This window comes from Telmatobacter sp. DSM 110680 (genome assembly GCF_039994875.1).
Lineage (GTDB): Bacteria > Acidobacteriota > Terriglobia > Terriglobales > Acidobacteriaceae > Telmatobacter.
Genome location: NZ_CP121196.1, coordinates 3,837,215 through 3,856,467, shown reverse-complemented (window position 1 = coordinate 3,856,467; position 19,253 = coordinate 3,837,215). Strand labels below are relative to the sequence as shown.

Sequence of the window (19,253 nt, the reverse complement as noted above, 5' to 3'; positions counted from 1 at the left end):
ATTAACAAAGATTCTCGCATGAAAGCGCGATGCTGCATCACCCTGCAGAATCAACATATTATGTCGGCTTAACCGCGAAATTACAGTAAAACCACCTGCCCATTGCGGAGTTTCTTTGCGAGCATTGGAACTCTAGCAAAGGTCATCACCCAAATCAGCGTCATGCTCTCGCAAACAGTTGGACTCCGTCTCCTCAACTTTGATCTTGAGGGTTCAAAGACATGGCGCTCGTAGAAAAGTAAGGAGATCGAATCGCAATGCCTTTGAAAATAGGTAAAGCCAATTCTTTCCCCCTCCGGTTGCCGGCGACAATGCGGCGGGAACTCAGAGCTCTAGCCGAGACAGAGGGGATCTCAGTCAACCAACTCATTACTCTGGCTGTTGCCGAAAAGATCGTCAGGCATCAGCGGCGACCTGCTCTGGATTATGCCGCTGACGCTGGTTCTCCAGCAATTCACGATCCCAACAGGTTGCCACAGTGAGATCCAGTTCGTTTCGACAAGCCCAGTAGGGAGCCTGTCGATCAGAGAGAGGAGCGCGGAGTGTCCTCGGATGTGTGTCAGACGCAGAGGTTAGGAATGATTTCGTCACGTGAAACTGTAATGCTGTCGGGAACGCTGAGAGGCGCTACCCACGAAGCTTCATGCATCGTCAGGGCAATCAAGGTCTCGCTTCCCAACCTCGACATCTGGGAATACGTAAGTGCAGCCATTGAGCGGGCTCCATCCGAACTGCCCGACGGCCCCTATAACGTGAGCTTTGAGGGCCGAACAATGAAGGTCAAGAAGGTTGCAGGGAATTGGGTCATGGGAGCCTTCTAGGTGAGTCGGCGACAGAGGGGCAAGAAAGCGCGCGGGCCCGTGCGTGTATTCTTGTCCAGCTGAGTCAATCGCCGGCGAACCCTGAATGTCATTTAACTGTCTACGACTCTTTACCCGCCCTGTTTGCTTACTGGCGCTTTCGTTCGCACTACTTTGCTCCGCGCAGGCGCGCGTGGACTGGCCTGTCTACAACGGTGGCTTAGACGGCGATCACTACTCAAGGCTCACACAAATCAATCGCGACAATGTGCACCTGCTTGAGCAGGCGTGGATTTTCGACACCGGGGAGAAGGGCGCGATACAGACCAACCCTCTGATCGTCGGAAACACCCTCTACGCTTACACGCCGAAGACAGAAGTCATTGCCCTCGATGCCGCGACGGGAAAACTGAAATGGAAGTTCGATTCCGGCATCGTCGCAGGTCAGCCTGCGCGGGGTGTCACGTACTGGACCGATGGCCAGCGCGGCCGCATCTACGCCGGAGTTATGAATTTTCTCTATTGCCTCGATGCTGAAACAGGCAAACTCATCACGAGCTTCGGCGAAAATGGCCACATCGATCTCCGCAAAGGCCTGGCCATCGGAGGCGTAAAGACCGACTTCAGCGCCCTCTCAATCGCGCTTACAACGCCCGGCGTTATCTACAAAGACATGATCATCGTCGGCGGCCGCGAGCCTGAAGCCCACCCTGCCCCGCCCGGCTACATTCAGGCGTTCGATCTGCGCACCGGTTCGCTTCGCTGGGTCTTCCATACGATTCCGCTACCCGGCGAGCCCGGCTATGAAACGTGGCCAAAAGACGCCTACAAAACAGCCGGAGCGGCCAATAATTGGACCGGCATGGTTCTCGATGCCGAGCACGGCATTCTCTATGCGCCCACTGGTTCCGCAGTCATGGATTTCTATGGGGGCGATCGAGTCGGCAACGATCTCTATGCCAACTGCCTGCTCGCACTCGACGCCAACACCGGCAAGCGTCTGTGGCATTTTCAAGGAGTGCACCACGACATCTGGGATCGGGATTTTCCTTCGCCTCCTGCACTCTTCAGCCTGGAGAAAAACGGCAAGCACATCGACGCCATCGCGCAGACCACCAAGCAGGGATACCTTTATCTCTTCAATCGCATCACCGGTGAGCCGCTCTTCCCGATACACGAACATCCGTATCCAGCTAGCACGATTCCCGGCGAAGTCACTTCGCCCACGCAACCAAAACCCGATGCGCCTGAACCATACGCGCGCCAGCAGTTGAACGAAGACTCGCTCACGACACGCACCCCGGAAGCACACGAATGGGCGCTCAAAACATTCCGTACCTTTCGCAACGGCGGCCAGTTTTATCCCATGGCCGTGGGTCAGCAAACCATCGTCTTCCCGGGTTTCGACGGTGGCGCCGAATGGGGCGGTCCCGCCATCGATCCCGTGAACGCCGTCATCTACATCAACGAAACTGAAATGGCCTGGACAGGCGGCTTGGTTCCCAGCAAGGCCGGCAGTCCGGGTGAGTTGGTCTATCAGAGCCAGTGCGCCATGTGCCACGGCGTCGATCGTGCAGGCTCACCGCCGGCTTTTCCTTCGCTTGTCGACATCGACAAGCGCATGCCAGCCGACAAAGTCATCGCCGCCATTCATCAGGGCAAGGGCCGTATGCCTTCGTTTCCGAATATTGAAGGCCAGCGTCTTGATGCACTGGTCACGTATTTAAAGACACCAGGCGCAACAGCTCCGCCTAAGGAATTGCAGGGAACACCCGCAGCAGAAAAACCGCCGCAACCCTCAGCTGATCTGGCCGGAGCGAAGGTCTACAGCGAACAATGCGCTGCATGCCATGGTGATCACCTGGAGGGGATTACTCCCTCACCACCCCTCGTCGGCATTGGCGCGCGCATGAATGCTTCGCAGACGACAGACATCATTCAGAAGGGAAAGAACCATATGCCTGCGATGGATGTGAAAGGCCCGGACCTGGAAGCGCTCCTTCGGTTCCTCCAGGTTGCACCCAGCGTGAAGGCGCAGGAGTCAAACCCAGAAGAGTGGTCGAATAAATACATCTTTACCGGCTATCGCAAGTTCCTCGACCCCGATGGCTATCCCGCAGTCGCCCCGCCGTGGGGCACGCTGAATGCAATCGACCTCAAGACGGGAAAGTATCTCTGGAAGGTTCCCCTCGGCGAATATCCTGCGCTGGCAAAGCAGGGAATGAAGAACACAGGCACCGAAAACTATGGCGGCCCCGTGATCACCGCTAGCGGCATCCTCTTTATCGGCGCCACCGTTTACGACCACAAGTTACGCGTCTTCGATTCCAGCAACGGGAAGCTTCTTTGGCAGACTGAACTGCCCTTTTCCGGCGTGGCCACGCCATCCACATACATGATCGATGGCCGCCAATACGTCGTAATCGCCGCCAGCAACGCACGAACTCCGAACGATCCGCAGGGCGGCGCCTACGTAGCTTACGCTTTGCCCATCACAACAGCGAAGCAGTAATTGGTGCTGACCGCGGCAATATTTCAATGCTAGACTCGCAGAATTCCCATGTTCCTGAAACAGTACTACCTCGGTTGTCTTGCGCACGCATCCTACCTGCTCGGCGATGAAGAGAGTGCGACTGCGATCGTCGTCGATCCGCAACGCGATATCCATCAATACCTCGCCGATGCGGAAAAGTTCGGCTTCCACATCCGTCACGTCTTTCTCACTCACTTTCACGCCGACTTTTTGGCCGGGCATCTCGAACTTCGCGATTGCTGCGGCGCAACCATTCATCTCGGCTCGCGCGCGCAGGCTGAATATGCCTTCGTCCCGATGAACGATGGCGACACGCTGGAATTTCCGGGCATGCGTGTTCAAGTTCTGCACACACCGGGGCACACCATTGAGTCGATCTCGATCCTGGTATTCGATCTTGCGAAAGACAAGACGAAGCCTTATGCAGTGCTCACTGGCGACACACTTTTTATCGGCGACGTGGGGCGCCCCGATCTGCGCGCCTCGCTCGGTTGGACCGCGAACGAATTAGGAGGTCATCTCTACGACTCGTTGCATACCAAACTTCTGCCGCTTCCTGACGAGGTCCTTGTTTATCCCGCACATGGTGCAGGATCTCTCTGCGGCAAAAATCTCTCCTCCGACACGGTGTCTTCACTTGGCGACCAGCGCCGTTTCAACTATGCGCTGAAGCCGATGTCGAAGGAGGAGTTCGTTCGGCTCGTCACAGCCGACCAACCTGACGCTCCGCCCTACTTCACCTACGACGCCATTCTCAACACGCGTGAACGCGCGGTGCTCGACACGAATCTGGAGCACGTGCTGAAGCCGGTAGAACTCGACAAGGTTTTGGAGCTGGGTGACAAGGGCGCACAGATTCTCGACGTTCGCGATGCCGCCGAATACGCGAAAGGCCACCTGGCGGGCAGCATCAACATCGGTCTCGGCGGCCAATATGCGACTTGGGCCGGCACCATTCTCGACCGCGCCAAGCCCATCGTAATTGTGGCGGAGCCAGGTCGCGAGCAAGAGGCTGCGTTGCGTCTCGGCCGCATAGGCTTCGACCACGTGCTGGGCTATCTGCCAAATGGCATGGCAGCTCTTGCCGACCGTCCGGACCTGGTGTGGCCCACCGAGCGGTCCGGTGTCCTCATTGCAGCCGAAGAACTTGAATCCGCCGAGCCTCCGATGCTGCTGGATGTTCGAGCGCCCAAGGAGTGGGCAGAGAAGCACATCGCCGGCAGTGTCAATGTGCCACTTAACCACCTGCAAGAACGCATCGATGAACTTCCGCGTAATCGTCGTATTGCGGTTCACTGCGCAGGTGGCTACCGATCATCTGTTGCGGTCAGCATCCTCCATCAGCACGGCATCACGAATCTGATCGAGATTGCTGGCGGACTGGCAGCTTGGGAGGCGGCGGGCTTGCCGATCATGACGGAGGCGGCGCAATAGGACCGAAAGGCCAACTCTCAAACCTCCTTGATCCGCCTCAACGAATTATCGCTTTTTCTTCGCCTATCCACAGATAAATCGACTATGCTGGCTTTCGCAACATGGAGGTTGCACTATGGACTTTCAAAAAGAACTTATCGGCGAATACGACCGCGAAACAGCCAGCACGCGAAAAATCCTCGAAGCTATCCCTGTTGACGCCGACTTTGCGTGGAAGCCTCACGTTAAGTCAATGGCGCTCGGCCGCCTTGCCGCCCACACCAGCGATACGGCTGCCGACTGGGCAACTCACACCCTCACCCGCGACCGGCTGGATTGGACTCCGGATATGAGTCCTAAAGACCCAGCCAACAAAAAAGATCTTCTCGCGAGATTTGATAAGCAGGTCGGAGAAGCGAAACATGCTTTGGCTGCGATGACGCCGGAGAAATGGGATTCAAATTGGAAGTTCGTAGCCGGAGATCAAACCTGGATCGACGACACCAAGTACAACGTATGGCGCACGTGGGTTATCAATCACCTCGTTCATCACCGAGCACAACTAAGCGTTTACCTGCGGCTGCTCGACCAGAAAGTCCCCGGCATGTATGGCCCTTCAGCGGACGAGATGTAAAAGGACCACTATCAGAAAGAAAATCGACACAGGATAAGCTGAGGCTGGACAGGCTCGCCTCGGCTTTTCCTTTGTGCCTATGATCAAGCATCGGCGACGCACTATGCTAGACCCATGCAATTTCTATTTCCCAAGGTCTACCCAATTCTCGATTCATCGATCATTCCTGGAGTGGACAGAGCGGATTTCCTGCGCAAACTCGGTGAATCGCTTTCGGATGCCGGCGTGACCTTGATGGAATATCGCAACAAGACTGGAAGCGACACGGAGATACTGGCCGACTCTGCAATCCTGCGTAAGACGATGCCCATCCAGAAGGTAAAGTTGATTCTTGACGACAGGGCTGATCTCGTTGATGCGGCTAAGTTTGATGGTGTTCATGTCGACGCCGGTGATCTCAGTCCCATGCAGGCCAGACGCCTCATCGGTCCCGACCGGATCATTGGCACCTTTGCCGGTGGCGACTTCCTTCTTCCGGAAATCATCGATGCTCCGGTGGACTATCTCGCCATCGGTCCGATCTTCGAAACACGCACTAAGCACACCGTCAACCGCCCCATTGGGTTTGATGGAGTCCGGCGACTTCGAGAACAGGCGGGTCCGCGAGCCGTTCTAAGTGCCGCAGCGGGAATCACTCTTGAAACGGCGCAGGCGGTTCTGGATGCGGGAGCAACGATGGTCGCTGTCGCCGAGGGAATCTTCCGAACGCCTGATCCCGCTGCCACCTTCAGACGTTGGATCTTGCAAATCGGCTAACGGAGAGACCTTTGTTCAAGTACGTCCGTCAAAATTAGACGAGACAATTCTTTTAAATTCAGATAAAACAAGCCCAGTGCCGACTCCCGAACTCACCGCTACCAAAACTTCAAGTAGTGCTGCCCACGAAGAGCCCAGGATGGTGCAGACCCTTGGGTTATTCAGCTCCACCGCGCTGGTTGCCGGATCGATGATTGGCTCCGGCATTTTCCTCGTCGACGCGGACATCGCTCGCACGGCGAACTCGCCGGCTCTAGTTCTCGGAGCGTGGGTAGTCACCGGGCTTCTGACCGTGATCGGCGCGCTCAGCTATGGCGAACTCGCTGCCATGATGCCCAAGGCTGGCGGCCAGTACGTCTACTTGCGCGAATCCCTGGGACCGCTGTGGGGATTTCTATACGGCTGGACGCTATTCCTGGTAATCCAGACCGGAACGATTGCGGCGGTCTGTGTCGCATTCGGAAAGTTTCTTGGCGTATTTTTTCCGGCTATCTCAACAACGCACTGGCTGTGGCATATCGCCCATGTTCCACCGGTCACGGTGGGGCCCATGGTTTTAGGCAACATGGATATTGGCGTGAACACCGCCAACCTTACCGGCATCGTGATCGTGTTCTTCCTCGCATTCGTGAACATGTTCGGTGTGAAACTCGGCTCCATGATCCAGAACGTGTTTACCTCTGCTAAGGCACTCTCCCTCGCTGCGCTCGTCCTGCTCACGCTCACGGTGGGACGGAACGCAACCGCGATGGCGGCAAACTTCGGGAATAGCTGGACGGAGTTCTGGAAGAATTCGGGATGGAGTTCGTTGCATCCAGTGCAGGTGGGAATCGGCGGTCCAATCGTCTTCGTAAATCTCCTTGTCGTCCTTGCCGTTGTCCAGGTGGGCTCGCTCTTTTCCTCCGATGCTTGGAACAACATCACGTTCACGGCGGGAGAGGTGAAGAACCCACGCCGCAACATTCCGCTCTCGCTCATCATGGGAACCGGCTTCGTGGTCACAATGTACTTCTTAGCCACTCTCGGGTACCTGATGGTGCTTCCGATGCATGGTGATCCGCACGGAGCGACTGCGCTGGCGCGCGGGCTGCAATTTGCCTCTGAGGATCGCGTGGGAACGGCTGCACTCGAAGTGGTATTCCACTCCGGCGGCGCATACCTGATGGCTGCCGCGATCCTGGTTTCAACCTTTGGATGCGCTAATGGTCTCTCCCTGGCGGGCGCGCGCGTCTACTACGCCATGAGCCAGGATGGGCTCTTCTTCAAGTCAGTCGGCAAATTGAGCGAGAAATACAAGACGCCTTCGGCAGGACTTTTTGTGCAGGCATGCTGGACGGCGCTCCTTTGCGTATCCGGCTCATACAGTCAACTGCTCGACTACATCATCTTCGCAGTGCTCGTCTTTTACATCCTGACGATCCTCGGATTGTTCGTCTTGCGCGTCAAACAACCAGGTGCAAGCCGTCCCTACAAGGCGCTCGGTTATCCCGTGCTGCCGGCGCTGTACATCGTCATGGCTTCATGGATTTGTATCGTATTATTGCGATACAAGCCCCAATACACTTGGCCGGGCCTGGTTCTCGTCCTGCTGGGAATACCGGTCTATCTCTTCTGGTCGCGGCGGCCTGCACTACGAACACAGGAATAACGAGCTCTAAAGTCTTTTTGGAGGATGTCCCTCACTCATGTCCAATCTGCTACGAACCAAACCAATGTCAATGCTTACGCAAGAGGCCGCGGAGCAGGGCGAACATACGCTGAAACGCTCGCTGGGAGCCGTGAACCTTATCACACTCGGCATCGGTGCTGTAATCGGCGCCGGCATCTTTGTGCTCACCGGGCAAGCAGCAGCACGTTATGCTGGACCGGCTGTCGCGCTGAGTTTCGTTCTCGCCGGATTTACTTGCGCCTTCGCCGGCCTGTGTTACGCCGAGTTCGCTTCGATCATTCCAATCGCAGGATCCGCTTACACCTACGGCTATGCAACGCTCGGTGAATTGGTGGCGTGGATTATTGGTTGGGACCTGGTGCTCGAATACGCCTTCGGTGCGGCCACTGTAGCGTCGGGTTGGTCGGGCTACTTCAACAGCCTTCTGCAGCAGTGGGGAATTTATATTCCCCCGCAATTGACCGCGTCGACGGGAACTCCGCTGGTGTTTTATCAGCATCAATGGTTGCCGGTTATGTCGTTACCACCGGGAGTAACTGATGTTGGGCTGCAACACGCAACGGGATTCATCAACCTGATCGCAATGGGCGTTGTCATGCTGATCACTGCGATTCTTGTGATCGGCATCAAGGAATCAGCCAACTTTAATTCGGCGATTGTAATTATCAAGCTGGGAATAGTCGGCGTGTTCCTCGCCATTGGCGGATACTTCCTGTTCAAGCATCCCGATGTGGCCAAGATGAACTGGCACCCTTTCATCCCACCCAAAGATGCAAATGGCAACTTTGGATGGGGCGGCATTCCCAAAGGTGCATCGCGCATTTTCTTTGCGTACATCGGATTTGACGCCGTATCGACAGCGGCACAAGAAGCCAAGAAGCCGCAGCGCGACATGCCCATCGGCATTCTCGGTTCACTCGGCGTTTGCACCGTGCTCTACATCCTCGTTTCGATGGTTCTTACAGGTCTCGTAAGCTACAAGACGCTGGATGTCGGTGCTCCTGTAGCTCTTGGCATTGATGCAACGGGCGTCAGTTGGGGCTCGATGCTGGTGAAGATTGGCGCAGTGTTTGGACTTGCCACTGTGATGCTCGTGATGTTGCTTGGACAGACACGCGTGTTCTATTCGATGTCGAAGGACCAGCTGCTGCCGAAATGGGCCTCAGCCATCCATCCCAAGTTCCGCACGCCGTGGATCACGACGATTGTCTTCGGTGCGTTCGCGGCCATCATGCCGGCCTTCCTGCCGATCGACAGACTGGCTGACCTGGTAAACATCGGCACACTGCTCGCATTCACCATTGTCTGCGCGGGCGTATGGGTACTACGCGTGCGACACCCAAACCTCAACCGGCCCTTTAAAACGCCCTTCGTTCCGGTCATCCCGGCGCTGGGCATCCTCTCCGCCGTCTATCTCATGTCGCAGCTTGCAGCGATTACTTGGGAAGTTATGATCGGCTGGCTCTTGTTCGGCTTGATCATCTACTTCGGCTATTCCCAGAAGCATAGCAAGGTGCAACAGATGACTGAAGCGCAAGTTGCGCAAGGCGATTAAGCTAAACTCATCATCACTGAAATAAAAACGGCCTCCAATGCGGGAGGCCGTTTCTCTCTGCTGAAGTGAGTGCCGGTTATGCAGAAGTCTTAGCGCAGAACTCATCAAATGCGCGAACCAGTTCGCCAGCAATCTGTTGAGCCGTAGCCTGCTCGATGACAAACCGCTGCATCAGGTAAACGAGCTTTCCATCACGCAGAATGGCGATAGCCGGTGAGGTGGGTGGGTTGCCTTCGAAATATCCCCGCGCACGCTCAGTGGCTTCGCGATCCTGACCGGCAAAGACGGTGATCTTGTGATCGGGCGCATTCTGGGTGTTAGAGAGTGCAAGCCGAACGCCGGGACGCATCTTGCCGGCCGCGCACCCGCAAATCGAGTTCACCACCAACAGGGTTGTGCCGGTCTGTGCGAGAGCTGCGTCGACATCTTCGGCAGTGCGAGTTTCCTGAATTCCGGCGCGGACTAATTCTTCGCGCATCGGAATGACCATAATCTCTGGGTACATGTAACCTCCGGCAATGGGTCTTGCGGCGTTGAGCCGGTTGCCTTTTTACATTCTACAGAAAACATGGGATGTAGCGCACCGTTTGCCGTAAGTGCCACCCCGCATCTTGCGAGCCTTAGTGTAGCCTTGCATCGATGCGCATTGAAGAAAACAAGCCGCTTGCACGACAAACGACGTTGGGAATCGGCGGTCCCGCACGGTGGTTTGTCGAGGCCCATTCGGAACTGGATGTAGCCGAATCCGCCGGTTGGGCACGGGAAAGTGGCGTTCCGCTGTTCGTGCTGGGTGGCGGCAGCAATTTGCTAGTGGCTGACGCTGGCTTTCCAGGATTAATTCTCCACGTTGTTTCGAAGGGAATCGAACGCCGAGACGATGCAGGTGGAGAAGTTCTCTACAGCGCAGCCGCTGGCGAGGATTGGGATCAGTTTGTCGAGCGAACTTTGGATAATGATTGTGCCGGCCTCGAATGTCTCGCTGGGATCCCCGGCACGGTCGGCGGAACACCGGTGCAGAACGTCGGTGCATACGGTCAGGAAGTGTCTACGACAATTGATAGTGTTCGCGCTTTCGATCTTCAAAAGCACAAGTTTGTTGAATTCAGTAACAAAGAGTGCGGGTTTTCGTACCGCCGTAGCCGGTTCAATTCATACGATCGTGGGCGCTTCATCGTGACGCGCGTTGAATATCTGCTGAAACAAGACGGAGCCCCTACATTGAAGTACTCGGATCTCCAGCGGCAATTTGACGCCAGTGCAAAGCCATCGCTCAGGGAAGTCGGTGAGGCAGTGCGCCGAATCCGTCGATCGAAGGGGATGCTTCTGGTAGATGGCGATCCCGACTGCCGCAGCGCCGGAAGCTTCTTCAAAAACCCGATCGTGACGGCTGAACATGCGGCCGATATCGCGGACAAGGTCGGCGAAGAACCTCCGAATTTTCCGGCTGGTCCGGACAAGCCGGGCCAGGTGAAGCTTCCGGCCGCATGGCTGATCGAACGAGCGGGGTTTGCGAGAGGCTACGCCCTTGGACGTGCCGGCATCTCAACGCGTCATACGCTCGCTCTTGTGAATCGCGGCGGCGCGACCGCCACCGAAATTCTGGCGCTCGCCGACAAAATCAAACACGCGGTAACTCAGCGCTTCGGAGTAGATCTGGAAATAGAGCCAGTCTTACTCGGATTCTGATCCGCCTAGAGCATCTCAAAACGCGCGACGATTCGATCTCGCTCCGAGGCGAGGGCATCTGCGGCAGGGCCCAGTCCTGTAAGACGGCCTTCCTTCAATAGGGCAACTTCTGAATTCGTAGCGAATGCGTCCGTCGCATCGTGCGTTGCCATCACGGTTTGAACTTGATGCTGATCGCTCCATACCTGGAGTCGAGCCAACAAGGCATCACTTGCCTCTCCGTCCAGCGCAGAAAACGGCTCGTCAAGCAAGAGCAAACGCGGCAAAGTTGCCAGCGAACGCGCCAAGGCGATGCGCTGTGCTTCGCCGCCGGATAGGTCTCGGGGCCATCGATGCGCCAAATGAGTTGCATCCGCCAGAGCCAGCATCTCAGTTACGCGGGCGTCGCGATTGGCTGCGTCCAGCGACGCCAGTCCAAAGGCAACATTGTCATTCACGCTGAGGTGAGGGAAGAGCGCAGGATGCTGTGCAACCAATGCAGCGTGCCGCAGACCTGGCTTGATGAAGACGTGGTGTTCGACGTCAGTCAGCACCCTGCCGTTATGTTCGATGCGGCCACTATCCGGCCGGTCGAGCCCGGCAAACAATCGTAGCAACGTGCTCTTGCCCGCGCCGGATGGACCGAAGATGACTGTCCACTGTGACGCGAAGCGGCATGATGCCTTCAGATGAAAACTGCCGCGGCGCGAATCGAGCGAGAAGTCAAGCACGGCGGCCTCCGCGCGGTCGAGCGCCTGTATAAATGGCTGCGAGCGCAAGAATACTCAAGCCGAGAAGCAGGGCTGCAGTGCGATTCGCTGCAGCATAATCGAAATTCTCAACCTGGTTATAGAGAACGATGGAAAGCGTGCGCGTCGCACCGGGAATGTCGCCACCTAGCATGAGCACTACACCGAACTCGCCCACGGTGTGCAAAAATGCCAGGACTGCTGCTGCCAGCATTGAGCGGCGTGCAAGAGGAACGAGCACGCGGAGGACAAGCCGAACCGGTCCTGCTCCAAGCATTCGCGCTGCGTCCAGCAGGGAGGCGTCGACTGCGGAAAAGCCAGCAACAATCGGCTGAACCGCGAACGGCAAGCTGTAAATCACAGATCCTACGACCAGGCCGGCAAACGAAAAGGCCAGCGGATGGCCGAGCAATCCCGCAATGCCTCGTCCCACCGTGGTACGCATCCCGAGCAAAACGAGCAGAAAGAATCCGAGCACTGTAGGCGGTAACACTAGCGGCAGCGCGGCAAGAGCTTCCAGCGCGGCGAGCCACCGGCTACGGCCGAGGACAAGAAGCGCGGCCAGGGGAACCGTGATGACCAGCAGAATCGCCGTAGTAAGCGAAGCGAGTTTGATGGTGAGGGCGAACGCTTGCCAGTCCATTTATTTGTGAGCCGGTGTCAGGCCAGCGCGAGCCAGTTCGGCTTGAACCGGTGCGGAGAGCAGATAGTCGAGAAGTTTGTGAGCTTCAGATCGCTTCGTTATCTTGCTGACGATCACCGCGCCCTGCTGGATCGGCGGATAGAGATCGCGCGGAATCACGAAGTAGCTGCCGCTTGAAGAAAGGTGTTGGGTCAGTGCTGATGTCAGTGAAATAAGACCAGCATCGGCGTTGCCGGAATCCACAAATTGCGCGGTCTGGGCAATATTCTCTGCCGTCACCAGCCGCGCTTTCAAGGCATCGTAAAGTTTGAGGCTGGTAAGCGCCGCGACCGCAGCGCGTCCATAGGGCGCGCGATCGGGATTGGCGACGGCAAGCCGTCGAAGAGCGGGGCTATGAAGCAATTCAAGCGATGGCGGAGGCAACGACGAATCCTTGCGGGCCCATAAAACCAGCGTGCCATTCGCATAATTGATCGGCGTAGAAGAGTCCGCACTGCCAGCTGCGTCTGCCAATCCATCACTGATCAGCCGCTTGGGATATCCCATGTCCGCGGAGAGGAACAGATCAAACGGCGCCCCATTCTGGATCTGGGTTGTCAGCGCCGCGGAAGCCTGGTAAGTCGCTTCCACATGAATGCCGCTGGAGCGCTCGAAATTCGCGAGGATATGTGGTAGCACAGGTTCCAGGTCCGCGGCTGCCGCGACTCGAAGGGGCGATTGCGCGGCAGCCGAAGCTAGGGCTGCGATCATCGCCAATCCCAAAACGGTGCGTCTCAGCATCTTCTGTCCCTATCCTGCGAGTGAGCAAAACCTTCCTGTGTCCTGTTAGGCTAACACCAACGATGAACGACAATCTTCACACGTTACGGTGTTTCGGATGCGGTGCGCGCATCGCCGGAACTGATGCTCAACCGGACTTCAGATGCGTGCAATGCGGCGATCTTTTTGAAGTCGAATATGCGGGCTGGGGCCAGCGGCAGGGTCAAAACCGGCCAAATCCCGGCGCGCTCAAGTGGCTATGGCGTGAACGACGCTGCTCCAGCGAATCATTGGATCAGAGCGGCGTATGGCGATTCCGCGAGCTACTGCCGATTCTCGACAATTTCGGCAATGCCGTAAGCCTGCACGAAGGCAACACGCCTCTGTACAAGTTGAAGCGAGCTGCCAAGGCTCTGGGAATCGACCAGTTATTCGCGAAGCATCAGGGAATGAATCCAACCGGTTCCTTCAAAGACACGGGCATGACCGCAGCGCTGAGCGTGGCTCGCGAGCGCGGATTTGAATGGGTGGCGTGCGCCTCGACAGGCAACACATCGGCTGCTATGGCAGCGTATGCGGCCCGCGCAGGTCTTCGCAGCCTGGTGTTGATTCCTGAAGGCAAGATTGCGTGGGGAAAGCTCTCTCAGGCGATGGATTATGGCGCCATCACCTGCCAGCTCAAAGCCGACTTCGATGGTTGCGTGCGCGTCTTGACGCAGATCGTGAAAGAAGCGCCAATCTATTTGCTCAACTCCGTAAACCCCTACAGGCTCGAGGGACAGAAAACTCCTGCATTCGAAATCGCCGAAGCATTCGATTGGACAGTTCCAGATCACCTGATTGTTCCTGGCGGAAATCTCGCCAACAGCTCCGCGTTGGGAAAAGGCTTTCGCGAACTGCAGGAACTCGGGCTAGTCGCTCGCGTCCCGCGTATCTCTGTTATCCAGGCCGAAGGCGCCAATCCACTGGCGCGAAGTTTTGCGGCAAACAACGGCGAACAGATGGAGCCCGTCGAGGCCCATACGCGAGCAACGGCAATCCGCATTGGAAACCCCGCTTCGTGGCGCAAAGCCGCGCGTGTCGTTAAAGACACAGGCGGCTGGTGTCTCGATGTAACCGAAGCCGAGATTGCTATTTCCAAGGCCGAATTAGGTACTGAGGGTCTGGGCTGCGAACCTGCCTCTGCGGTAACGCTGGCCGGCCTAAAGAAGCTGCGCGCCAACGGCAAGGTCGCGGCGTCCGACACCGTGGTTCTTCTGCTGACCGGGCATACGCTCAAGGATGCTGACTACACCATCAACTTCCACCGTGGAACGCTGTTGAGTGAAGGCGAGGTTGCAGGGCATCAACAGGAGATTGTCGCTTTGCAACGCAACGCCGTCGCAGTCGACGCCACTCCCGCAGCCGTTCTGGCGACACTTAAGGGATTGGCCGGATGAGCGGAAGCACAAGCATCTTCAGAATGCGGCTGCCGGCTACATCGGCGAATCTTGGTTCAGGTTTCGATGCCGCGGCCGTTGCACTCAACTTTTTTCTGGAGATCGAAGCAGCACCGGCCGAGACATTTTCAATCTCTGCTACTGGCGAGGACGCAGATCTGTGCGCCCGCGTTGAGGACAACCTCATCCTTGGCATTTATCAGAGAATCCTCCGGGAGAATCGCAAACCCCTGACGCCACTTGCGGTGCGAATGAGGAATAGCATCCCTCTGGGAATGGGCTGCGGTTCCTCGGCTGCAGGGCGGCTTGCTGCAATTGCCATGGCCGTCCACTTTGGTGGACTCGATTGGAAGTCCGAGCGCATTCTCGAAGAAGCTTGTGCGCTGGAGGGTCACCCCGACAATGCCGCCGCATGCTGGTTGGGCGGATTTGTGGCGGCAGCAAGCGAAGAGCGAAAAGTCTATGTGGCTCGTGTGGTTCCGCCCGCGTCTTGGCGCGCGATTGTGGTGCTGCCGCCTGATTCTCTCGCCACCAGCAAAGCCCGTGCGGTTCTTCCCAATTCCTACTCGAGCGATGATGTCGTCGCCAACATCCAGGCGGTTTCCTTGCTTGGATTGGCCTTTGCACAAAGCCGTGGCGACCTGCTGCGTGTCGCAATGAAGGACCGCATCCATCAGCCTTATCGTCTGAAGATGTGCCCGATGCTGCCGAGATTATTTCCATTGGCCGGAACGGCCGGCATACTAGGCGTCGGCTTGAGCGGTGCCGGCCCCGCGGTTCTAGTCATCGTAGACAAAAAAGCAGACCTCCAGTCGGTCTCCACAGCGATTCAGACGTCTCTCGATAGGCTGCCTCATCCTCGGTTGATTACAAGTGCCTTCGAGGAGATCGGTGCAGAGAAATCCTTTCGCAAAGAGTCATGAGCTCTGTCCGAGTTTCGTCCTCTGATGCTGTTCACTGAGCAGTTATCTTTGCGTTCTGATGATAACGGTGAGGTAAATCACCAGTTTTAGATTACCTAAGCGATTACCTAAGTTTCCTTGATATTGCTCTACAGACCACATAAATTCGCTCCGTGGGCAGTTCTGGGGGAGGGCTGCTCTAGCGCCCGTGATCCTGTAAAGGATCCGGGCGCTTCTATTTTTGCCGTGTAATAAACCGATTGTCCTAGCTTGGTCACATCAAAGGTTTTGAGAAGGGATTAAGCTCCTAAGTTGACGCCTCAGAGGCACGTTGCGACCGAATAGTCCCTTGAGGCATCGTATAGAGGCGCGGTTTCCGGTAGTCTGGATGGGAAGCCTTACAAAAGGGAGAATCATGGCAGGTTTGGGAGTTTTGGAAGTAAGCGATGCAACATTCGAACAAGAAGTGCTCAAAAGCGAGCAGCCGGTCCTCGTAGACTTTTGGGCAGTTTGGTGCGGCCCGTGCCGTGCGATCGCGCCGATTGTTGATGGAGTTGCGCAGACTTACGCGGGCAAGTTGAAGGTGGCAAAAGTGGACGTTGACCGCAATGCTGCCACCCCTTCGCGTTACGGTATTCGTGGTATTCCGGCGCTGCTGTTCTTCAAGGGCGGCAAGGTGGCCGATCAAGTTGTGGGATATGCGCCGCAGGATGTGATTGAAGAAAAAATACAGCGTTTGCTGGCATAGTCCCAATTCTGGAAGCACAAAGCCCGGCAATTTGCCGGGCTTTCTTGCTTTCCAGCCTGCGCTGTACAGGGCTAGCGGTATTTACGAAGCACTCCAAGAACCCGGCCTTGGATCGCCACCTGCGCTGCAGGAACGTAGATGGGGTCCATGTCCACATTGGCTGGCTGTAGTCGTACTACTTGGCCCTCCGCATAAAAACGCTTCAAAGTGGTTTCGGAACCATGCACGAGGGCTACTACAATCTCCCCCTGGCGGGCGGTACGCGTGCGCTCGACGAGCACATAGTCGCCATTAATGATGTGTTCATCGCGCATCGAGTCGCCACGCACCTCAAGAGCAAATACATCCCGGTTGCCGACCACATCGTGAAGCGAAATGGTCTCTGGGTTTTCCGAGGTCTCCACCGGGAGTCCAGCGGCAATTCGCCCGGCTAACGGAAGGCGATCGCTCGTACGATTGCGTGCGCCGGGGGGCAAAACGTCGATCGAACGACTCCGGTTGTGAACTCGGTCCAGCAGCCCCTTCTTTTCGAGGTTAGATATGTGTTTATGAACCGTGGCCAGGCTTTTCAGGTTCATTCCCCGTGCAATCTCTTCAAAAGAAGGGGAATATCCGTTGCGGGATACGAACGACTCCAGAAAGTCGATGATCTCTTTTTGTCTTCGGGTTACAGCCATGCGCGGATTATAGCGAAGAAAAAGCGAATTGCAAGCTAAGTTTTTAGCCTTTTTACTTCCCGGGTGTCCGCATGATTAATATCTCGCACAAATTCCGATTTATTCGGTATCCGGGGAACCGAGATTGAAGCGGAGCCCAGAATCTGCCGGTAGAGGCAATGTGATGGCCTCACGAAGCCCGATCTCTTCCTAAAGGACTTTTATCGATGATCTCGTTGAAGCGATACCTTGAGTCCGATACGACCCGGAGCGATGTTGCACCGAAAGAATGCTCTACAGATGTCTTCTTGTCTCTCCTGTGGGCATATCGGGCCAGCTTGCTTGAGATGACCGACTGTGGCACGAGTGCTTGCCCGGGCCTCGCTGCGGAATTGAAGGCGGGACTGACGCGGGTCGATGAAGGACTCGGGGTTATTCCCAATTTGCAGACGGTCGCATCGGCTAAGAATACTCTCCGGGAGGTGCTGCAAAACTGGGGGAAGAAGACCGCTTTGCACTATGAACAGAAAGCAGGAGAGATAAGAGATCTACTCCTCGTGATGGCTCGCACCGCAGAGTCTCTTGGTCACCGGGACGATCTGTACGCACAGCAATTGGATCTGGTTACAAAGCAGCTGGATGGCATCTCCCGGCTTGACGACATTTCGAAAATCCGAGCCACCGTCGAAGAAAGTGCCACGCAGCTTAAAAATTCCGTTGCACGAATGACATCCGAAAGCAGAGCTGTTATCGAGCACTTGCGCGTTGAGGTCTCCACCTATCAATCGAAACTCGAAAAGGCCGAGCACATTGCAGCATGTGACCCGCTGACCGGACTAGGAAGCCGCCTGTGGGCTGAGGCACGAATCCAGCAGCGAATCGGAACTGGCTTGCCTTTTTCGATCGTCATGATTGATATCACCGGTTTCAGGCGCGTGAATCAGGAGTATGGAAATCTCGTAGGCGATCTCATTCTGAAGGAATTTGCCAAGGAACTGCGGTCGTCCTGCCGATTCACTGACCTCGTCGCGCGCTGGGGCGGTGATGAATTTCTGGTGGTTCCAGACTGTGCAGGGGGCGACCTCGAAGGACAGATCACCCGCCTGCAGTCATGGATTTGCCGACCCTATCTCGTTCCAGGAAGATCCGGGCATGCGAGCATTCGGCTGGGAGCATCGATCGGTATCGCTGAATATCGCGAAGGCGATAACCTGCAGGATCTGCTCGAGCGGGCGGATGCCAAACTTTGCGCCCAACAGGAAATTGCGCGGCGGAAGCTGACCGCCTGAATCCGGTAAGTCTAAATCGGATCTCCGCAATAGTTTCATGCGCATCGGGAACCCGCTCGGAGTGATTCTGTATCCAACATCACACTTGAGTGTTCATTAGTCCGCTTCAGGGAACCATTCACGAAATCGCTCATTTCGAAACTCGGTTCGTTTCCGACCTCATTCCAGTCTTGAGTTCTTCTTCTCTTCGCGCGAACGTAGAGGTGTTCCCGTTATTAGCGAGTTCTAAGTCAGTTTGAATTCGACCGCTAGCGAGCAAGAGCACAAGGGAGTTACCAAGATGAGGTTGCTGATCGCAGAAGACGACAAAGCATTGGGCTTGTTTCTGCGACGGGGACTTGAGTCCAATGGCGATCATGTGCATATCGTTCTCGATGGCGCCCAGGCAGTCGAAGCCTTTCAGAGTCAGTTGCCGGACCTCACGATTCTCGACCTGAATTTGCCGGTCATGGACGGAGAGACCGCACTCAAGGAGATTCGGCGGATCGACGCAAGCTTACCAATCTTGATACTCACTGGCAGGCAGCAGGTGGACACACGCGTCCGCTGCCTCGACAGCGGAGCGGATGACCTGATGGTAAAGCCCTTCAGCCTGATTGAGCTCCAGGCTCGTTGTCGTGCACTTATGCGGCGAAAGAGTAATGCGCAGCTGGTGCTGCGCGCTGGTGATCTCGAACTCAGCCGGTTGGATCATTCAGTGCATCGGTGCGGAAAAACCGTGAGTCTCACCAACAAGGAGTTTGCGCTCCTTGAACACCTGATGCTCAATCGCGGACATTGCACTTCGCGTGTCGAACTGCTGCAAACAGTTTGGAATTCTGAGTCATCTCAGACCACAAACATTGTGGATGTCTATATCAACTATCTTCGGCGCAAACTTGAGGACATGCCCCCCGATGGCCTGATCCGCACGATTCGAGGCCACGGATACATGATCCCTTATGAATCGAAACTATGTAGTGACAGGCTTTCTCCGTCGACGCCGTTGCCAAGCTGCGATTCAGGGTTCATCAGCACAGATTTTGATACTTAGGAGAAGCACA

18 protein-coding genes are annotated in these 19,253 nt (G+C 56.2%); 13 read left to right on the top strand and 5 right to left on the bottom strand.

From position 1 onward, the window contains the following. Positions 1 to 578: 578 nt before the first annotated feature. The 7 genes from P8935_RS15825 (at position 579) to P8935_RS15795 (ending at position 9,360) form a co-directional block, all read left to right on the top strand. Complete coding sequence (locus tag P8935_RS15825; RefSeq protein ID WP_348261265.1) at positions 579 to 821, top strand: hypothetical protein; 243 nt, start codon at positions 579 to 581, stop codon at positions 819 to 821. A gap of 85 nt (positions 822 to 906) precedes the next feature. Continuing rightward, the gene (locus tag P8935_RS15820) at positions 907 to 3,312 is read left to right on the top strand and encodes a c-type cytochrome (RefSeq protein WP_348261264.1); all 2,406 of its coding nucleotides are present in this window, start codon (positions 907 to 909) and stop codon (positions 3,310 to 3,312) included. A 48-nt stretch (positions 3,313 to 3,360) separates the two neighbouring features. Continuing rightward, a complete protein-coding gene (locus tag P8935_RS15815) occupies positions 3,361 to 4,767 on the top strand; it encodes an MBL fold metallo-hydrolase (RefSeq protein WP_348261263.1) in 1,407 nt (468 codons plus the stop codon). Positions 4,768 to 4,882: 115 nt separating this feature from the next. Next, positions 4,883 to 5,380 carry a DinB family protein gene (locus tag P8935_RS15810; protein ID WP_348261262.1) on the top strand — a complete coding sequence of 166 codons (498 nt, stop codon included), beginning with the start codon at positions 4,883 to 4,885 and terminating at the stop codon, positions 5,378 to 5,380. Between the two features lie 114 nt (positions 5,381 to 5,494). Next, positions 5,495 to 6,136, top strand: a complete 642-nt coding sequence (locus P8935_RS15805) for a thiamine phosphate synthase (protein WP_348261261.1) — start codon at positions 5,495 to 5,497, stop codon at positions 6,134 to 6,136. 139 nt (positions 6,137 to 6,275) lie between these two features. Further along, positions 6,276 to 7,784, top strand: a complete 1,509-nt coding sequence (locus P8935_RS15800) for an amino acid permease (RefSeq protein WP_348261260.1) — start codon at positions 6,276 to 6,278, stop codon at positions 7,782 to 7,784. 37 nt (positions 7,785 to 7,821) lie between these two features. Beyond that, a complete protein-coding gene (locus tag P8935_RS15795) occupies positions 7,822 to 9,360 on the top strand; it encodes an amino acid permease (protein ID WP_348261259.1) in 1,539 nt (512 codons plus the stop codon). Positions 9,361 to 9,436: 76 nt separating this feature from the next. Here the strand turns inward: P8935_RS15795 and P8935_RS15790 are convergent, their stop codons facing one another. Beyond that, positions 9,437 to 9,865 (bottom strand): BrxA/BrxB family bacilliredoxin, encoded by a 429-nt coding sequence (locus P8935_RS15790; RefSeq protein WP_348261258.1) that lies wholly within the window; start codon positions 9,863 to 9,865, stop codon positions 9,437 to 9,439. 134 nt (positions 9,866 to 9,999) lie between these two features. On the opposite strand from P8935_RS15790, the gene P8935_RS15785 reads away from it, so the two are divergent. Continuing rightward, complete coding sequence (locus P8935_RS15785; protein WP_348261257.1) at positions 10,000 to 11,046, top strand: UDP-N-acetylmuramate dehydrogenase; 1,047 nt, start codon at positions 10,000 to 10,002, stop codon at positions 11,044 to 11,046. A gap of 5 nt (positions 11,047 to 11,051) precedes the next feature. Here P8935_RS15785 and P8935_RS15780 read toward each other — a convergent pair whose 3' ends face one another. Genes P8935_RS15780 through modA form a run of 3 tightly spaced genes read right to left on the bottom strand, consistent with a single transcriptional unit; the run spans position 11,052 to position 13,197 of the window. Beyond that, positions 11,052 to 11,756: an ATP-binding cassette domain-containing protein gene (locus tag P8935_RS15780; RefSeq protein ID WP_348261256.1), complete on the bottom strand. Its 705-nt coding sequence runs from the start codon at positions 11,754 to 11,756 to the stop codon at positions 11,052 to 11,054. Next, complete coding sequence (modB, locus tag P8935_RS15775; RefSeq protein ID WP_348261255.1) at positions 11,749 to 12,417, bottom strand: molybdate ABC transporter permease subunit; 669 nt, start codon at positions 12,415 to 12,417, stop codon at positions 11,749 to 11,751. Before modB ends, P8935_RS15780 begins: the two co-directional genes overlap by 8 nt. Further along, positions 12,418 to 13,197 (bottom strand): molybdate ABC transporter substrate-binding protein, encoded by a 780-nt coding sequence (modA, locus tag P8935_RS15770; protein WP_348261254.1) that lies wholly within the window; start codon positions 13,195 to 13,197, stop codon positions 12,418 to 12,420. Between the two features lie 62 nt (positions 13,198 to 13,259). Here modA and thrC point away from each other — a divergent pair, with 62 nt between their 5' ends. The 3 genes from thrC to trxA all read left to right on the top strand — a co-directional run bounded on the left by thrC (position 13,260) and on the right by trxA (position 16,265). After that, complete coding sequence (gene thrC / locus P8935_RS15765) at positions 13,260 to 14,615, top strand: threonine synthase (RefSeq protein WP_348261253.1); 1,356 nt, start codon at positions 13,260 to 13,262, stop codon at positions 14,613 to 14,615. Next, positions 14,612 to 15,538 carry a homoserine kinase gene (thrB, locus tag P8935_RS15760; RefSeq protein WP_348261252.1) on the top strand — a complete coding sequence of 309 codons (927 nt, stop codon included), beginning with the start codon at positions 14,612 to 14,614 and terminating at the stop codon, positions 15,536 to 15,538. The genes thrC and thrB overlap by 4 nt, the downstream gene beginning before the upstream one ends. Positions 15,539 to 15,932: 394 nt before the next feature. Then, a complete protein-coding gene (trxA, locus tag P8935_RS15755) occupies positions 15,933 to 16,265 on the top strand; it encodes a thioredoxin (RefSeq protein ID WP_348261251.1) in 333 nt (110 codons plus the stop codon). A gap of 71 nt (positions 16,266 to 16,336) precedes the next feature. Here trxA and lexA read toward each other — a convergent pair whose 3' ends face one another. Further along, on the bottom strand, positions 16,337 to 16,942 hold the full coding sequence (gene lexA, locus P8935_RS15750) for a transcriptional repressor LexA (protein ID WP_348261250.1): 606 nt from the start codon (positions 16,940 to 16,942) through the stop codon (positions 16,337 to 16,339). A 287-nt stretch (positions 16,943 to 17,229) separates the two neighbouring features. Between lexA and P8935_RS15745 the strand changes: the two genes are divergently transcribed. Continuing rightward, a complete protein-coding gene (locus P8935_RS15745) occupies positions 17,230 to 18,210 on the top strand; it encodes a GGDEF domain-containing protein (protein ID WP_348261249.1) in 981 nt (326 codons plus the stop codon). A gap of 280 nt (positions 18,211 to 18,490) precedes the next feature. Continuing rightward, on the top strand, positions 18,491 to 19,243 hold the full coding sequence (locus tag P8935_RS15740) for a response regulator transcription factor (RefSeq protein WP_348261248.1): 753 nt from the start codon (positions 18,491 to 18,493) through the stop codon (positions 19,241 to 19,243). The last annotated feature ends 10 nt before the right edge of the window (positions 19,244 to 19,253 follow it).

Excerpts from the sequence above, each read along its gene's own strand:
- P8935_RS15790 (WP_348261258.1), bottom strand. The coding sequence starts at position 9,865 with ATGTACCCAGAGATTATGGTCATTCCGATGCGCGAAGAATTAGTCCGC.
- P8935_RS15805 (WP_348261261.1), top strand. The coding sequence starts at position 5,495 with ATGCAATTTCTATTTCCCAAGGTCTACCCAATTCTCGATTCATCGATC.
- modA (WP_348261254.1), bottom strand. The coding sequence starts at position 13,197 with ATGCTGAGACGCACCGTTTTGGGATTGGCGATGATCGCAGCCCTAGCT.
- P8935_RS15795 (WP_348261259.1), top strand. The coding sequence starts at position 7,822 with ATGTCCAATCTGCTACGAACCAAACCAATGTCAATGCTTACGCAAGAG.
- P8935_RS15740 (WP_348261248.1), top strand. The coding sequence starts at position 18,491 with ATGAGGTTGCTGATCGCAGAAGACGACAAAGCATTGGGCTTGTTTCTG.
- thrB (WP_348261252.1), top strand. The coding sequence starts at position 14,612 with ATGAGCGGAAGCACAAGCATCTTCAGAATGCGGCTGCCGGCTACATCG.
- P8935_RS15825 (WP_348261265.1), top strand. The coding sequence starts at position 579 with ATGATTTCGTCACGTGAAACTGTAATGCTGTCGGGAACGCTGAGAGGC.
- thrC (WP_348261253.1), top strand. The coding sequence starts at position 13,260 with ATGAACGACAATCTTCACACGTTACGGTGTTTCGGATGCGGTGCGCGC.
- trxA (WP_348261251.1), top strand. The coding sequence starts at position 15,933 with ATGGCAGGTTTGGGAGTTTTGGAAGTAAGCGATGCAACATTCGAACAA.
- P8935_RS15785 (WP_348261257.1), top strand. The coding sequence starts at position 10,000 with ATGCGCATTGAAGAAAACAAGCCGCTTGCACGACAAACGACGTTGGGA.
- P8935_RS15810 (WP_348261262.1), top strand. The coding sequence starts at position 4,883 with ATGGACTTTCAAAAAGAACTTATCGGCGAATACGACCGCGAAACAGCC.
- lexA (WP_348261250.1), bottom strand. The coding sequence starts at position 16,942 with ATGGCTGTAACCCGAAGACAAAAAGAGATCATCGACTTTCTGGAGTCG.
- P8935_RS15820 (WP_348261264.1), top strand. The coding sequence starts at position 907 with ATGTCATTTAACTGTCTACGACTCTTTACCCGCCCTGTTTGCTTACTG.
- P8935_RS15815 (WP_348261263.1), top strand. The coding sequence starts at position 3,361 with ATGTTCCTGAAACAGTACTACCTCGGTTGTCTTGCGCACGCATCCTAC.
- P8935_RS15800 (WP_348261260.1), top strand. The coding sequence starts at position 6,276 with ATGGTGCAGACCCTTGGGTTATTCAGCTCCACCGCGCTGGTTGCCGGA.
- modB (WP_348261255.1), bottom strand. The coding sequence starts at position 12,417 with ATGGACTGGCAAGCGTTCGCCCTCACCATCAAACTCGCTTCGCTTACT.